Genomic DNA, 15,561 nt, shown 5'->3' with positions numbered 1-15,561 from the left:
TCCTTTCAGTCCAGCCAATTTGAAAACGCATAAATAGTAGTCAAGGGACGCCGCTTGGACAATACACGATTATCCACATTTCCTTCCACAGTCAGGATCCAATTACCCTCCTTTTTGCGCACAATCCCTACATGATTGATACGCTGGAGACTGGAGCTATAGATCGCAAAGAGATCTGCCTGTCGGATGCTACCCTGCGCGATCTGTGCAGCTTTATACCGACGCGCCAACGGAAAAAGTGCCGGACTCCAGGCATTGCGCGGAACAGCAAGGCCCGCCTGGCCATAACACCAGGAGACAAAAGCCGCACACCAGGCATGGCCCTTTCCAAGACCAGTATACGCTAGGTATTCCTCGACCCGCTTGCCATCGTTATTGCCTCTGGCTTCCTGCACACCAATTTCGTGTACCGCAATATCGACAATGCGTTCGCGTACACCCGAACAGGCGTAGCGTTTCACTGATGGGTCATGCACCTGCTCCAGCCCAGAGCTGGTATTTGGGAGCTCAGCATAACTGCCTGACTGCTCCTTATCGGCTATAGCAGCATTGCCAGCACCGCCAAGAAAGAAAACAGCGACAGAAAGAAAACCGAAAAATAAATAACGCATTGTTGCCATGATGTCAATTGATTAAAGTGAACACTAAATTGCTGACGAAAGAGCTTAAAAGGCTGCCAGAGGATCTCCTGTAGCCAAAAGCAGCAGTAGATAATCAATAGTGCCGCCAAAACGGCAAAGAACAATACCGAAAGAATACCAATATCCAATACCCCTGCCGTGGGATCTATCGCTTGCAACAGAAAGCCTGCAGCAATAAAAAATACCATAAGACAGACCAGACTAATGCCCAGTACCCATCTCCCTGTCAAAGGCCAATAGATATCCTCGATATCTGCGACCAATTGTTGTTGTACTATTTTCATTTGTTTGATTTTAAATTTTACCTAATCGAATCAATTCGTTTAAAAAAAGAGCTGCTCCCGAAAGAGCAGTCTCCATAAATCCACACAGCTAGGTGAGCACAAATTCACCTAAATACTGGCTGCTAGATGTCATCACTCCGTCCCGATGGATGTTAAATGTCCAGCCGACTATTGTCTTACCGGTATAGCTGTCTGGCAGCGTAATATCCATTGCGGCATCAAGTCGTGTTGCACCTTCAAATGCAAAAAAGAGGTTTTCTATTACGTCGTACAGAATCACAAGGACCTGATCATCATCAAACGCATTGAAGCGGTTTCCGATCGGATCCCAGGTCAAAGACAATACCTTCGGAAAAGATTCAACTGTCTGCAACCCTACCAGAGCGGCCAAACCGCCGCTTGCGATTTTTACGACACTATAGTCGACCGTAAAATTGGGATAAGCCCCTTGAAACGCATTATTGATAAATTCTTGGAAAGCTACATTGTAGCCCGTTTTGTTTCTTTGTTTGCTGTCCGAAAAACCCAGCATCAGGATATCTTTAATGGATTTGAGAAAACTGGTTGTCATCCCAAATTTCATGCGCTGTGCCAGCTGGTCTTCCGATGCGGCCTTTGAACTTTTCTTTGGAAGCGAGCGTACATAGTCTATACCCCGCCAGGAAGAACCTACGATGTTACCCACTTTACCCTGGTATGATCCGTGAATTCCTTTTATAAATCTTGCCATACTATTATTTTTTTAAAATATTTAACCATCATGTGGCGCTGCAGGCAGCCACGATATCGATATCATGACACTAAGGTAAAGTGCTTTAGAAGCGCGGTTGGCCAAATGGCGCCATCTTGCGCCATTTGTCTGAAAATGCCATTTATGGCGACATAAAAACCGAGCTATAGGTCGGAAAATACCGTATTTTCGGGGGGTGTCGATACAGACTCACGTGCTTCTCGCTTCGACATTCTTTGTCAGTTTGTGGCTATTTTTAGGCCGTCCAAAGGCTGCTGCATTGCCAATATGACAAGGTCTAAGCAGATAAACAGCAAAGAATAGGCAGAGAAATGGCAAAGAAACACCAAAGAACAGGCAAATAAATACCAACGGATAAGCAAAGAAATATCAAAGAAAGACTAAAGGATAAGCAATAAAGTAGCCTAGTATAGGTAAGCTATCAGTAAGGAAACAGCAGGTCAGTATACTAGCAATACCAAATCAATACGCCACAACAAGTAAAGAATTGGCCATAAATCAGCAATGAAAAAAGAGAATAAAAAAAGGCCAACCTTTTCATAAAAGATCAGCCTTCTAAAGACCAGAACTCAAATTAGTCCCTTAGCGATACTCCGCTTGATCGCATCCTGTAGATCCTCTTCGCGGTAGTAATGTTTGTTACCCAGATAAATGGGCTTAAGGACACCTGATTTCACCCAGCGGTTGTAGGTTCGTTCGGAGATGCCTAATCTTGACACCACAGCCATGCGGGTCATCAATTCGTCCACATTCCAACCTTTATCTTGCTTCCCCTTGGGAAGTAGATGATGGGCCGTAAAGGACAATCTTTCGTTGATTTCAGTCAACAAGTCAACAATTTTGTCTAATTGTTTCATACATAATTTCATTGGTCAATACCATGAAATGAGGGCAGCCCTACCCTTTTATCTATTGTTCTGTTTATAGGCCTCATATTGATGCCTAAAATTATCTTTAAAGTATCTTGTCATAACAATGCGGAAGCCATTCCTTGGTTTTACCAGATACAATTCATCCGGACGCACAAGATCAACCATGGCCAAATTCACCAATGTATTATTCCGTGGCCGGGCAAACCGGTCTGACGGAAGTTCCGATTGCAGATCGTTCAGAGTTCCCCTAAATTGATATTCTTCTTTTTCCAAAAAAATATCAATTGTATTATTCTCCACACTAGCATAATAAATTTGCTCCACTGCGATGTCAATCATTTCGCCTTCCAGACTCTTTATTTTCAAACTTTTTACATCCCTATTTTTTCTATCCGATTTCCTATCCACAATTTCAATTACATCTTCCATTTTGGATTTTAACGCATTGAAACTAATCTTCTTACTGAAATAGGTGCAGAACCCCGCTTCGTTAGCTTTAAAAACATAATCTGTGTGTGCCGAACAGGCCACCATTACCGGTGGGTTGGGGATGAGTTTCGACAATTTTATACCATCTATTTCTCTATCGCTGAGATCCATATCAAGCATCAAAATATCGACCTCATTTTCTTTTAAATAAGTGATGGCCTCTATCGGATTTTCGATAATCTTAATCTCATCGTTGATAAAAGGAAGTTCTTTAAGCGACATCAATACATACACCAAAGACTGTGGCATATCGTCAACAATTAATAGGCGGTAATTTAGTTTGTTCATATTAGTTCAAAAAGTTTAGTTTCAAGTGCACAGAAAAAATGCCGTCATCCTGCTTCGCTTCCATCGATGAGGTATAATCTACGAGGGCTAACTTGGCCTCCAACAGCGCAAAACCTGTCCCCGAATGAACGAGTCCTTCTTTTGGCGACCAACTGTTGTGACAGTTTACAACGAGGCCGGCTGCCGTATAGCTAATTTTATAGGAAACAGGATATTCGACCGAAATATTGGCATGCTTTAGGCAATTCTCCAGCGGAAAGAAGAGCACACCTGTCGGAATATCCGGATAGCGGATATTGTCGTCGCTCTCACGGCTATATAATACAGTTCCCTCCCCATAATACATTTTTAACAGCCGCACAAAGCATTCCAGATGATCCACTTCATCCACCACTGTAGCCGTTTTCTTGAGCTGTTCCACTTCTAACAAGTAAGCTAAAAATTGAATAATATCACGTTTTGCCGTTTTGTCTTTAGGGACGTCGTTAATCAGCATTTCACCAAATTTATTGGCGAAAACCGAGGTCAGAAAATGCGAGGTATATTTTATTGCCACGGCGCGGTCGCGGTATTGTTTTAGATCTTTGTTGAGCTGGCGCTTGCTTCTTACCAAATAGATTGCGCCATAAGTCAGACAGGCGAATATCGCAAATAAATTAGCCGTCATATAACCAGAAATGAGTCGCGCGCGAAATGCAACATAATTTTCAGGTAAGCCAACTTCAAAGAAAACAACACCCAACCGTGGAAGAAAACTATGCACCAAAAAATCTATGAAGGGAATAAACGTGAACGTGAGGAAAAGATAGATTATCGCGTTTACCACAATTTTAAACAAGCTTCTACTCCAAGCTTGCAGGATCAAATAGGAAATCAATATACTATAACCCAAATACAGCGAAATGACAATACTAATTTGAACCAAAGGAATATGATAGTCATCACGAAAGTAATTTAGTCCGCCTATGATCGTAAACAGAACTACGAAGCAAAAGAAATGCAAAGACGGTAAAATATAAACGTTTTTCATGATGAAAAATACAGTATAACTACCTGAATTTACTTACATTTTATTTTTACAGGAATTTGTAACAAAAATATTTCCTATTAAAACAACCTTTCCTTCCATTTAATTTCAGTTTAATGCAGGTCTGCTCCTTATCTTTATGAGCTAGCTCCGCTGTATAAGCAACTATATCATAGCAATTCATTTCATGCAGATATCCCCAGCATTCCCATTTCCAGGGCTGGTCGTCTATTTCAATAGCCAGAAAATTATAGAGGCCTTGCATACAGCGGCTGATAAAAAATTCTCGCTGCTCATTTTTATCACGAACAATAGGCGCTCCATAGCTGAGCCGATATCGCTCATCCATGATCCTATGGGAAAGTGGTACAACGGGTACCTTTAGTAGGTAAGCCAATAGGCCAATTCCGGTACGGACATAGATCCGATTGGCCAAAAAATCAATGGCTACTTTTTTATGCCTCGACTCAGATACGCCACTGTTTCCATCTGCAAAAATCAATAGATGCCTTCCCTCTTGAATAGTACTCCTGGCCTTTAATAGTACTGATGGATCATCACTAATCAGGTAACGGAATTTTAATCCCCTTAACCGCATTTCTGTTTGCATTTCCTGCATCTCGCCATTTTGGGCCAGGTATACCTTTTTATCCATCAATATATCGAATTGAATCCCCTGATCGGCCAGCACCCATGGTAATTGTGCATGAAAACCTAAATGGTACAGGCAGATAATCTTAGGGCCTCCGTCTTTTAACACGTTTGGATCTAAAGCACTCCATTGTGCTACTGGGCGGAAAGGCCTGGCAATATGATAAGATTTCCATTGGTCATATAATTGGTAATGATCATGCCAGGCTATAGAGGGCATATAATAATGGAGGTGTGCGGAAAATAGCGCGAAATCCCAGGTATTGTATTTTTTTAACATGAATGATTTAAATTGGTTAATAAAAGGAGCGATGCTTTGGTAAAACTCCGCTCCCTATCGGGTATAAGGCTGCATTTTTTAGATGGTAAAGATCGGACATCTGTCGCCGGTAGACGCTTCCTCAGCGATAAACGGCAACAACTGTTCCCAGGTCAATGTCTGAACATTGTCTTCAATCAGTTCCATACTTTTTAAAATTTGATCATTTTTTGATTCCATTTCATAGTATCTACATGTTACACCATTTTCTGTCGCCGGGTTGTACCCTCCCTCCGCCAGAAATTAACTAGTCCATATTGGATCCAATGGCGCAAATATGTTGGTTAAACAAAACTATCTGAAAAAAAAATGTACATACACGGGAAATAGACAGTTGCAATCCATTTACCACAGCGATATGCTATTTACAGTGCGTAAAATACAGTCAGCCAATCGTGGTAGTCAGTCACAGGCAAAAATCAGTTATGTACAATTTTATTTGGCTCCTTCTAATTAAACTTCATAAAATCATCTTTTAACTATTTATATAACCGAGATGAAAAGAACTTACAAATTTTCTTTAAATGAGGATTTTAGCGCAGTCAACCAACCTCAGCAAACATTTAGTTACCCCATCCGCAATGCAGAGCAAATGCACTGGCAATCTACCGACAACCAGATCAGCGAGCAGATCTTCGATGGGCGGTATGCTTATCTTTATTACTACGAGTACCGGATCCAAAAGGCCATGAACCTGCAGGTTGAGATCACGATGAACGACCTGCATCTCATCTATCCTCAATTAAGTACAGGCCATATTTACGGCAAACGTATGGATCAATCCTTTACCTTCGAACTGTCAGAAGCAAAGGGTGCATATTTTTACCTCGCTAAAGGCTTTTACAACTTACATCTGCCAGTCGGCCATCACATTTTGATTGGCTTTATTGTCGATGCGGGCATGTTCAGACCACCTGTTCTACAGCAATTTTCTTTTATCAGACATCTTATTCAAGCTAAGAAGGAACAGTCTGCGGCAACACTTAAAAGTGCAGACTTTAGGGTAGGCCCGCTAACCATCAAATATTTGCGCATTCTATTTAGCAAGCTTAACCCCAATACGCTCAACAACGAGCATATCCTGCTCAGATATTTAATTTTCCTGGTTCATCTCAGCCGTTTTAAGCTTATCGAGGTAGAGGATCCGATCCTACCTCTCCCACAGAAAGCGAAAGAACTGCTCGACTTGATAGTCTTTCATGAAGGCGCAAAGACGCGCATCCATGAGATTGCTCAGGTCCTAGGTGTCGATCCAGTGATTCTAAGCCGCCAATACCATCAATTTTACGGTATTAGCATGCAAGACGAACGCAATATGCGCTTGCTGGCCTTCGTACAATTAACCATCGTGGAGCATGATAAACTTGGTGCTACTGCAGATGAGACCGGATTTAGCGGTCCGAGCGAACTCAACCGGTTTATAAAGAAGTTGACCGGCAAAACTGCATCGCAGTTTAAGGCCGAAATTGAAAAAAATCTCAAACGCTAAAAATAACCGATAAACTTAAACATGAAATTTAACAACAACAAAAAACTAGGCACTAAAATCACCCAAGAGATTCTTCAGGATGCTTATGAGGCCGTACCGCAACTGATGACCTTGTTGGCTCCGCAAGGCTGGCGAGAAAGTTCCTTCCATCAGGAGCTTATGGTCTGTCGCTATGAGTTCTACCATGAATTTCTCCAAATGGATGACTATTTATCCCCCCGGATCGACGTCAGGCGATCGGAAACGGATCAGGAAATCAGCTCCGAACCACCACTAAGTTTTGATGAATACCTCTACCTCACCTTTCCTCCATTGGGCAATGATCACCTGGAGCTCTTCTATATCCTATCCAGCATATTGATCGAAATTACCTTTAGCTCTGCTCTCTATCGAGACCATGAGTTCGATGTTTACTATTTTGACGAAATGCAATGTGAAGGCATCATGATCCAGTTGGCGTATGTCAATAACCAGGTCGACAAAGAATGGGCTAATATCGCTTTCACGGCCTTTCCGCCACCCTATCTCGATGAGATGGACGTACATCACTGTCTGGAACTTTTGTTTACAATTCTAAAAAAGCATGGCTTTAAGCTGGATTATTGGCATGGTGAATTACTTTACATTGTAGAATTGCAAGATATGTATTGGGCTATTTTGTATGGGGATCTAGACTACGAAGAAAAAGATAGCCGGCGCCAGCAGATCAAATCTGATATCAGCGAAATCCTCGAGCGTTATGACAGCTCCTACATTGATCCGCTTAACCTATCGTCAATTGTCGACCTACTCAACCGACGCTGGGTATGCCCATTTGTATTGGCCTACCTTCATGTCTATGATGAGTTCCCCAAAGGCTACCCCTATCTGCTTTCAGATTATGAAGGCTAATGAAGATCGATATCAAACTTGGCATATCGCTCGATCAAATTTGGCCTAACACTAGGGCGGTATAAGAAGCTAATTTAGCGTTGTAAACTTAGTAAGCAGATGAACAATACAAATAGGCAGATCAGCCAACAAGATTTTCAAATTGGAAAGACCCCTTCGCTGGCGAAAGCGGGAATCCGATTATTGTCGCGATTTGCGATGCTGGTCATTCGCTTTTGCTTAGCTTATTGGAAAGAAATCGCGGTGACTTGTTATGGCTCACTGATGATGGGCCTCTGGATTTTCGTCGCTTACAACAAGCTTACAGGTTTTGAACAAAATATGGAAGGGATGCTACGTCAGCCATTCCCAAGACCTTTTGCCGTGTTCTTGGCATACGCTATACCAGGCAGTGAGCTTATTGCCGCACTATTGATTGGCTATCATCGCACCCGGTTATTTGGGCTGGGATTTTCAGCATTATTAATGACTGCTTTCACAGCCTATGTTGGCCTAGCTATATTACATGTGTGGAGTGACAAGCTTCCGTGCAACTGCGGTCTAATCATTCAGATCGGCTGGAAAAAGCATTTCGTATTCAATGTATTCCTGCTATTGATCAGCAGCTGGGCTTTTGTACTCCAATGGTGGATATTAAAATCCAAACTTAACCCTGATAAAGGAAATAAAATAGATAGCAGTAAAATCACCTGGTCGATCCCAATATGGAGAAATGAAAAAAGGGAAACCCTGCATAGGCTGAAATGTAAGCATACGCATACGAAAGAATAGCACCAAAAGCAACAGCGGATCTCTGATGCAAGGCTATCCGAGTGAAGGGCGCGTCTGCCAAAAGACATGAATTACCCTGTATTCCTGCTGAGGGCTACGGACAGAAAAAATTGGCAGCTACAGGCGGTTAAAAACAAATTATTTACCATTTAAAATTAAGGTTATGAACCTATTAAAAATTTTCAAAGTTAACGTTATGTCGATCCTAGGATTAGGTATCGCAGCGGGTCTAACTGTGTCATCATTAACATCGGCAGGTATAGACAAATCAGAAAAACAAACTGATCCCTATTATCCTATGGTTGCTGGGGTGTATCAATCAACACCTTTGGATCCTTTAAAAGAAGGGGATCTGGAAGATGGCTGGGATTGTATCGAACAAGAAGAACAAATCTGTTCTGGTCAATTCAGTACACCTCCATCGCCATCCAATCAAACTCCGGATGGCAATATCCGAGAGGGCCAGTATGAAGATCATTCTTCAAATTAATAGAGAGGGGCTATCCAACTGGACAGCCCCTTCTATTTTATTGTTACCAGATCGTTCGCTTTACTCATTATATGGAAGTTGAAACTGCAACCGCTCATCATTCAATTTCAATTCATAGATTTCACCATTTATCTCCTTCCTAGCATTGATAAAATATTGTTTATCATTATTCAGCCGTCGCATATCTATCCATCGCAGTCCTTTCCCGATTAAACTTTTACGTCGTTCAGATAGTAAATAATCCAATGTAAATGCGGCATCATCCGCTTCTATATCCACGTAAGTACCAGTTTTAAACCTCGTTTTGAGCAGCCTGTTCATGACTCCGACCGCTTCCTTCCTTTTGCCATTTCGCAACAGCACCTCCGCATAATTCAAATAGTTTTCATCCGTAGACAGACCGGCAAACATTGTCGTTAACTTAGACCCGCTGTAAGACCCTTTAAAGCTATACCCATTATTGCCGTTGTCCTGGTAGTAAAGTGCTTTACGTAAATCATTTGGAATGTATGAATCAATAAATTCTCTGTTCACCCTTATTTCAGTATTACTATAGGATAGAAATAAATAGTTGATCAATGGGCTATAAAAAATCCATTCTTCATTGCCCGTACCCGACGGATAATCTGTTGGAAATGGTCTTTTAGAAGTAGCTGAAAGCGAATTGTAGTCGATCAGTTTACTGTATATTGCATTTGCCTTTCCCAGATAAATTTCAGCTTGAGCATAGTCCCCCATAACGAGGTAAACTCGTCCCAACATAGATAAAGCAGCTAGCGCCGAAGGCCTTGTTTTTATATCTTGGCTCCTAGGCAGTTTCTTTTCAGCTTCCAATAGATCATTAATAACTTGACCATAAGCATCCTCAAGCTTATAAACAGGCCTAACTGCGGTTATATCACTTTGAAGTGGTATGGGGATCGCATCCTTGGTCCTATTTTCCTCCGCGTAAATCGGGGCAAATTCCTGCAACAGGCCAAACAGCGCATATGCCCTAAAGAACAAAGCCTGTCCTCTGATCTGTGATGCAGCCTCCGAGTTATCGCCCAATGTTGCCAAACCATCAAGAACAATATTGCTATAAAAAATCTGCTCATAGGGTATTTTCCAATCCGAACTGACCAGCGCATTAGTGTTATGTAATTGCCAGGTACAGGCTAATCTGTTCAATTCGTCCAAACCTGTAAAACCAGCTGCTGTAATATAAAAATCGTCACTCGCGATCTGTCCCAGTCCGGGAGTCCTATTCATGATCCCATTATTATCCAAGAGTAGCTGGAAATCTTCCAGCGTATTGGGCACCAGCAGTTTTTGATTACTCTTTTCTTCTAAAAAATCCTTCGAACAAGCGCAAAAGACAAGTAAGGAAAGCATTAAGGTTGTTATCTTTTTCATTGTGTATATTTCTATTTTAAAAACCTAACCGAACGCCAAAAGAATATGTCCGTGGCATAGGACGCTGTCCGATTCCAGCAAAATCTGGGTCTATCTTCTCCTTTGATTTCCGCCAGATCAGACCGAGATTATTGACATAAAATGAGAATTCAACTGACTTTAACCAATCCTTAGCAACAGCCAGACGATAGGATACGGCCAAATCTTCCCAACGGATATGGTCGGCACGCCGGATCAGAGATTCACCATAGAGATACAGGTTATCACGATTCCCATTTGCGGTAGTAGGAACACTCGGGATAGTCGTATGCTGTTCGTCCCCTGGATTTATCCAACGTCGCAAATAATCGGCATGCCTTGATTCGAGACCGTTATCCAATACATTATTATAAGTGTACCGAATTGAGTTTAAACGATAGAAATAGTTCGCCCGGTAACTGATGTTGGTGGTCAGGTTCCAATTCCGCCAGTTAAAGGTATTTCGGAATGAAGCATTTGTCGTTGGCCTTGATGATCCATAATAGAGCAGATCCTCAATTTTAGTTTTCGATATGACCGCATTCCAGTCAGTACTTTGTTCGCCATTTAGTATCCCGATGGGATCTCCTGTCACTGGATCCAAACCCTCTGTATCGAAACTATACATACTATACAGCGGTTTACCTACACGAGGATTTATGCTGGTACCTTGAATCATATTTAAACCGGATATGGTCAGATCCATATAATCACTAACGATATCTTTAGCCTGGCTCAACATCAAAGTACTATTCCATCGAAAAGCTTCATCCACGATAAGTCCATTGAGCAAGAGTTCATAGCCATGGCCTTTTGATGCCGCTACATTGCCACGATATCGGGTCACACCGCTTGATGCGGGATAAGGCGCATCTCCGATCAGGTCAACCCCGCGTTTCTGAAAATAATCGAATGAACCATTGATCCTATTTTTGAGCAGACCAAAATCTATCCCCACATTAAATACCTTCGTCCTCTCCCATCGCAGTTCAGCATTCGGGGGATTTTGGATCGTCGCATAAGGCAATCTTGAAAAAGGAGCCAAGCCCATATAGGATGCTGTCGTGAAAGCACTCAAGTTCCTATTCACATTACCACTGAGACCATACGTTGTCCTAAGCTTCAATTGCGAGAATAGATCAGCCTTGAAAAAGTTTTCTTTGTTAATTGACCAAGCCAGGCCAACAGACCATAGCGGTACACCCTTTTGATTGGTACGCACACCAAAAATATTACTCTGATCAAATCGGGTACTTGCGGTGAGCACATATTTGGATGCAATGGATATGCTTGAATTTTGATAATAAGAAACAAAACGGTCCGTTAACTTCGAGACATCATCTTTGAATGGAATCAGATTGGTACCCGCGGGGTTCACAAAGCTTGGGAAAAGCGTGAGATAGTCCACACTGCTAATCCCTGCCCGCTCTGCATTGTAGCCATACAATCTATTTTGCAAGCCACTGGTTGCTGCCCTGTTTACCTCTGCTCCGACCACCGATTGGATATTAAATATATTTGAGATCGTTTTGTCAATAGTCGCCTGCATCCTAAGTCGGTGGGTGGCCACGGATTGACGCTCTACATCCAATATATTGCCCAATGGAATATTCCGGAGGATTTTTCCGTCATCCAATACCGTAGTAAACTGGTTGATCAGGCTCCTGACGCCATAAGAGTTCAGGCTTTGATTGTCCCGGTCCTCGAGGTCTCTGTCTACGTACTGATAGGAAGTATTGAGCAGCAGCCCATCGATCAGCTTCACGCCAAGATTAAAATCTATACGGTACTCCCTATCCTGACGCTTTTTGTCCCAGAGATCCACTTCATCCAGCGGTCGGTAATACCAATCCAACAGGCCAATATTTTGCTCCATCACGCTATTTAAATAAGTGGCTCTGAAATCCTTGTTGACCACAGCATTATATCCCTGATCATCTTTTAATCTCGCATAGGGGTATAACTGCTTTAGATTTGTCATATAGAGCGTCCCCGGATTCGGCGTAAAAAGATTTGTATTATTTCGGGCGATATTGGCAGAAAAAGTCAATCGATCTTTCCAAAATTTTTGCTCTATAAATAGTCGCCCATTTAATCTTTCAAAGCCATTTTTGACCAAGTTGTCCCTATTCTTATCTACGCCCAGCGATAATAACCAGTTTCCCCCTGCGGTTGCCTTATTTATACTCAACGCATAATGCTGATTGAGCGACTGCTGCTGAAAATATTTGCTCATTTCCCTATCGAGATCAATCTGACCAAGACTTTGCAGCTGCGACTCGAGGTCTTCCTTAGCGAGTAAGCCATCCCGATTGGCGATCAGTAATTCTACCACAGGCGTCAATACAGTTTTATTGGCGTTCGTCTCTTGCGTTTTATATAATCCTTTATCAAACAGCTCCCGTTCGATCTGAATATAATCAGCAGATGAAATGCGCGGTTCATATTTAAGGTTCGGTCTGTCACCGATTGTTGCCTGTGCAGTCAAGTCTATTTTCAGCCCAGACGCTGCACTGCCTTTTTTGGAGGTCAGCACAATCACGCCGTTTGCAGCCCGGGCGCCCCAGACAGATGCAGCCCCTGCATCTTTCAAGATACTGATGGATTCGATATCATCGGGATTGATGCTCGACAGATCACCATCGTACGGAAAATTATCGAGTACGATCAATGGATCAGGTCGCGAAAACAATGTACTCTGCCCACGAATGCTTATCTGCGTCTGATCGGACGGATTACCCCCCGTTTTATTAAATACCAGTCCAGGGACATTATTGGCTAGGCGATCTATAATGGAAGTGGAAACGACAGTTTTCAAAATAGCTTCATCCACTTTGTTTACAGTCCCTGTCAATCTTTCCTTTGAAAGCCTCTGATAGCCCGTATTGATCTGTACCTCTTCTATTGCATTTATTTTGGACACGAGTCTGACCGTATAATTATTCCCGGTGACAGGCAATAAAATGGTATCCGGTTCGTATCCCAATAAGCGTACATAGACAGCCTTATCCTGCGGCCTCAATATTACGGTTGCCTCACCATTGCCATCAGAACTTACCTGCCAGCCCGAGGATGACCGTACCGTCGCCCCCTGTAAAGGTTTTCCGTTTTCCTTATCTCTGACGACAAGCTTAAATGGATTCCCCTCCTGTGCAAAAACTCCACAGGCAGCATACAAGTTCAGGAGAAGGAGACAAATTATTTTATATACATTATTCATGGTTTGCTCCTTTCTCTCTCAGGTCAGTCACTACTACCATTTCTACAGGGCGTCGTTCCAATACAAAGCTGATCCCATAGGGTTTTAGTTTTTTGTTAACGGCATCCATATCCCTCATATCTGTAAAGAATTCGAGATCCACAGCTTCATCACCTTCAATCTCATATTCAAACGGGATTTTGGAGTTTTGATGGAGGTAGAAATTCATTGAAAAGAACAGATCGAAAAGTGAAGCATTCCTTAATGAGCATCCATTCCTATCGACGATATTCCGACGCTTACCACCTTTCGACCGCAATTTGGGGTTGGTAGAATTGCCTTTCATCACCCAGCAGAGGTGATGGACGGATTGGGTATCGATATCCAAATAAGGGAATTGCCGTTTTAGATCCTGTTGCATTGTTTTTCGTAGCTCATTGACCGAGCCTCTGCCTACACTTTCATAACAGAAAAGATGATCTTTACGCCACTGCTTTAAGGTGTCTTCATTCTTCGGAATAGCATACATTGTGCTATCCCCTGTTATAAATTTGATCCTATTTCGGCCAAAGTAGCGATCGGGACGAGAATAGGCTGTTCCCAAAAGAGAAGACAGCGTACCATTAATATAGGTGAGCCTACTCCTACCATCATCCAATTGACCAGCCGCCCTTCCGGCAGGCATCCCGGCTTTATATGTCCCAAATAAGCTATAACTTGTCAGGTCATCGTCCTCTAAGCCATTGTTTGCCTGCAGCATGCTTCTTTTAGATTGATAAGGGATTCTAAAATCTTTTTTCTGACTAAAAGAGACGATACCATTTATCGCATTGTCAATATTTGCTTGGGTAAGCTGATCCCCATTTGAAGCCCCCAGAAATATACCTGAGGTACTGATCCACACATAATGCGGCAACAATTTATGGGGGAATGCCTTTTGCAAGGTTGTCTCATTGTAGACAGTAAAGAGTTTGGTTTTACTCTTATCATTTTGGATACGTCTATCTACAAACTGATTTACCTTTGACAAAGGCTCATAAGTAACAGGAATGATCTGAATATCCTCCTTATTTGCCTGTTGGAGTGGTTCCGTTTTATCCATCATCGCGATACATGGAGCACACCATGTCGCCCAAAAATCAAGAATGATTAGTTTTTTAGTTCTATATTCTTGAAGGGAGATCGTGGTTTTAGCAGTAGCATGATTGGCTACCCCCACTGGATGGTTCCATAGCCATTGGGGAATGCTATCCCCGATCTTAAGTGGTTTAATCAGTTGAAGCCCATCGGCCCCGCTGTCCTTGCGGGGCGTCTGAGCTGATAAACTAAACATAGAAAACATTACAATCCCCCAGATAAGGATTGACAATTTTAAGCAATTCGATTTAGTCTGTTGTAGGCAAGAGCATTGTGTACCAATAGGCAGTTCACTCCCACCCTTGTAAAAATGAGTCATTTTTAAAGGTATTAATAGGGCTGTGACCTGCTTGGATTAGAATTCCTTTTGATACTTACAAACGCATCGCTTTTGCTCCCAAGCCTTGCTTAGGTCACAAATAAAAAAATGATTGATAAATTGTAACCTAAGAGCGTTTGATTGAGATTTTCTAGGTAAATAATAGGGTCGCTACGCTCTTCAAGATTAGAGGAAGTCATCATATGACTTTGCTTGCAGAGCTACTCCGCTGGCCTGATTTTGTTTTTAGTAATTTGTTTTCTGTTCATAACTCGTTTGTTTATTGAAACGAGTCTTGTGGCAAGTGTAGAAACCAACAATGGCGCGGCATCCAACCTACTGTCTACGCGGCCCTGAGAAGCCTATGGAACGAGTAAGCGGACGCCGCGCCATCACCGACGGGCGTTTTGATCCACTTATCGCCTTGTTCCATTTGAAATTTCTCAGGTTTCGTAGACAAGACTCATAAGTGCTACCACCTATTAAGATGGTGCAAATGTATTGTTTTAATCACTTGCGTCCTAAACGTT

The 15,561-nt window shown here is 42.3% G+C and carries 14 protein-coding genes; 4 read left to right on the top strand and 10 right to left on the bottom strand.

Annotated features, from left to right (window positions below; all coding sequences use genetic code 11):
• Window positions 1-5: 5 nt before the first annotated feature.
• From B3H30_RS09130 to B3H30_RS09100, 7 genes are all read right to left on the bottom strand, one after another.
• Window positions 6-620 carry a CHAP domain-containing protein gene (locus B3H30_RS09130; protein ID WP_286710044.1) on the bottom strand — a complete coding sequence of 205 codons (615 nt, stop codon included), beginning with the start codon at window positions 618-620 and terminating at the stop codon, window positions 6-8.
• Window positions 539-925, bottom strand: a complete 387-nt coding sequence (locus B3H30_RS09125) for a hypothetical protein (RefSeq protein ID WP_286710043.1) — start codon at window positions 923-925, stop codon at window positions 539-541. The genes B3H30_RS09130 and B3H30_RS09125 overlap by 82 nt, the downstream gene beginning before the upstream one ends.
• Window positions 926-1,013: 88 nt before the next feature.
• The gene (locus B3H30_RS09120) at window positions 1,014-1,655 is read right to left on the bottom strand and encodes a DUF6266 family protein (RefSeq protein ID WP_286710042.1); all 642 of its coding nucleotides are present in this window, start codon (window positions 1,653-1,655) and stop codon (window positions 1,014-1,016) included.
• Window positions 1,656-2,245: 590 nt separating this feature from the next.
• Entirely contained in the window at window positions 2,246-2,533 is a 288-nt protein-coding gene (locus B3H30_RS09115; protein ID WP_286710041.1) for a helix-turn-helix transcriptional regulator, read from the bottom strand.
• 48 nt (window positions 2,534-2,581) lie between these two features.
• On the bottom strand, window positions 2,582-3,325 hold the full coding sequence (locus B3H30_RS09110) for a LytR/AlgR family response regulator transcription factor (protein WP_286710040.1): 744 nt from the start codon (window positions 3,323-3,325) through the stop codon (window positions 2,582-2,584).
• A gap of 1 nt (window position 3,326) precedes the next feature.
• Window positions 3,327-4,355, bottom strand: coding sequence for a hypothetical protein (locus B3H30_RS09105; protein WP_286710039.1), 1,029 nt, complete (start codon window positions 4,353-4,355; stop codon window positions 3,327-3,329).
• Between the two features lie 46 nt (window positions 4,356-4,401).
• The gene (locus B3H30_RS09100; protein ID WP_286710038.1) at window positions 4,402-5,283 is read right to left on the bottom strand and encodes a hypothetical protein; all 882 of its coding nucleotides are present in this window, start codon (window positions 5,281-5,283) and stop codon (window positions 4,402-4,404) included.
• 535 nt (window positions 5,284-5,818) lie between these two features.
• Between B3H30_RS09100 and B3H30_RS09095 the strand changes: the two genes are divergently transcribed.
• The 4 genes from B3H30_RS09095 (at window position 5,819) to B3H30_RS09080 (ending at window position 8,963) form a co-directional block, all read left to right on the top strand.
• Window positions 5,819-6,811, top strand: coding sequence for a helix-turn-helix domain-containing protein (locus B3H30_RS09095; protein ID WP_286710037.1), 993 nt, complete (start codon window positions 5,819-5,821; stop codon window positions 6,809-6,811).
• 21 nt (window positions 6,812-6,832) lie between these two features.
• Window positions 6,833-7,702 (top strand): hypothetical protein, encoded by an 870-nt coding sequence (locus tag B3H30_RS09090; RefSeq protein ID WP_286710036.1) that lies wholly within the window; start codon window positions 6,833-6,835, stop codon window positions 7,700-7,702.
• Between the two features lie 99 nt (window positions 7,703-7,801).
• Window positions 7,802-8,473, top strand: coding sequence for a DoxX family protein (locus B3H30_RS09085; RefSeq protein WP_286710035.1), 672 nt, complete (start codon window positions 7,802-7,804; stop codon window positions 8,471-8,473).
• Window positions 8,474-8,636: 163 nt separating this feature from the next.
• A complete protein-coding gene (locus B3H30_RS09080) occupies window positions 8,637-8,963 on the top strand; it encodes a hypothetical protein (RefSeq protein WP_286710034.1) in 327 nt (108 codons plus the stop codon).
• 60 nt (window positions 8,964-9,023) lie between these two features.
• Here B3H30_RS09080 and B3H30_RS09075 read toward each other — a convergent pair whose 3' ends face one another.
• From B3H30_RS09075 to B3H30_RS09065, 3 genes are read right to left on the bottom strand one after another with little or no spacing between them, the layout of a single operon-like run.
• On the bottom strand, window positions 9,024-10,358 hold the full coding sequence (locus B3H30_RS09075) for a RagB/SusD family nutrient uptake outer membrane protein (RefSeq protein WP_286710033.1): 1,335 nt from the start codon (window positions 10,356-10,358) through the stop codon (window positions 9,024-9,026).
• A gap of 16 nt (window positions 10,359-10,374) precedes the next feature.
• A complete protein-coding gene (locus tag B3H30_RS09070) occupies window positions 10,375-13,596 on the bottom strand; it encodes a SusC/RagA family TonB-linked outer membrane protein (RefSeq protein WP_286833976.1) in 3,222 nt (1,073 codons plus the stop codon).
• Entirely contained in the window at window positions 13,589-14,908 is a 1,320-nt protein-coding gene (locus B3H30_RS09065; protein ID WP_286710031.1) for a TlpA family protein disulfide reductase, read from the bottom strand. Before B3H30_RS09065 ends, B3H30_RS09070 begins: the two co-directional genes overlap by 8 nt.
• Between the last annotated feature and the right edge of the window lie 653 nt (window positions 14,909-15,561).

The organism is Sphingobacterium sp. UBA7038, from assembly GCF_002494055.1.
Lineage (GTDB): Bacteria > Bacteroidota > Bacteroidia > Sphingobacteriales > Sphingobacteriaceae > Sphingobacterium > Sphingobacterium multivorum.
Note: the sequence above shows the minus strand (reverse complement) of the source record. Positions and strands in the feature narration are given on the sequence as shown.

Excerpts from the sequence above, each read along its gene's own strand:
- B3H30_RS09130 (WP_286710044.1), bottom strand. The coding sequence starts at position 620 with ATGGCAACAATGCGTTATTTATTTTTCGGTTTTCTTTCTGTCGCTGTT.
- B3H30_RS09125 (WP_286710043.1), bottom strand. The coding sequence starts at position 925 with ATGAAAATAGTACAACAACAATTGGTCGCAGATATCGAGGATATCTAT.
- B3H30_RS09120 (WP_286710042.1), bottom strand. The coding sequence starts at position 1,655 with ATGGCAAGATTTATAAAAGGAATTCACGGATCATACCAGGGTAAAGTG.
- B3H30_RS09115 (WP_286710041.1), bottom strand. The coding sequence starts at position 2,533 with ATGAAACAATTAGACAAAATTGTTGACTTGTTGACTGAAATCAACGAA.
- B3H30_RS09110 (WP_286710040.1), bottom strand. The coding sequence starts at position 3,325 with ATGAACAAACTAAATTACCGCCTATTAATTGTTGACGATATGCCACAG.
- B3H30_RS09105 (WP_286710039.1), bottom strand. The coding sequence starts at position 4,355 with ATGAAAAACGTTTATATTTTACCGTCTTTGCATTTCTTTTGCTTCGTA.
- B3H30_RS09100 (WP_286710038.1), bottom strand. The coding sequence starts at position 5,283 with ATGTTAAAAAAATACAATACCTGGGATTTCGCGCTATTTTCCGCACAC.
- B3H30_RS09095 (WP_286710037.1), top strand. The coding sequence starts at position 5,819 with ATGAAAAGAACTTACAAATTTTCTTTAAATGAGGATTTTAGCGCAGTC.
- B3H30_RS09090 (WP_286710036.1), top strand. The coding sequence starts at position 6,833 with ATGAAATTTAACAACAACAAAAAACTAGGCACTAAAATCACCCAAGAG.
- B3H30_RS09085 (WP_286710035.1), top strand. The coding sequence starts at position 7,802 with ATGAACAATACAAATAGGCAGATCAGCCAACAAGATTTTCAAATTGGA.
- B3H30_RS09080 (WP_286710034.1), top strand. The coding sequence starts at position 8,637 with ATGAACCTATTAAAAATTTTCAAAGTTAACGTTATGTCGATCCTAGGA.
- B3H30_RS09075 (WP_286710033.1), bottom strand. The coding sequence starts at position 10,358 with ATGAAAAAGATAACAACCTTAATGCTTTCCTTACTTGTCTTTTGCGCT.
- B3H30_RS09070 (WP_286833976.1), bottom strand. The coding sequence starts at position 13,596 with ATGAATAATGTATATAAAATAATTTGTCTCCTTCTCCTGAACTTGTAT.
- B3H30_RS09065 (WP_286710031.1), bottom strand. The coding sequence starts at position 14,908 with ATGTTTAGTTTATCAGCTCAGACGCCCCGCAAGGACAGCGGGGCCGAT.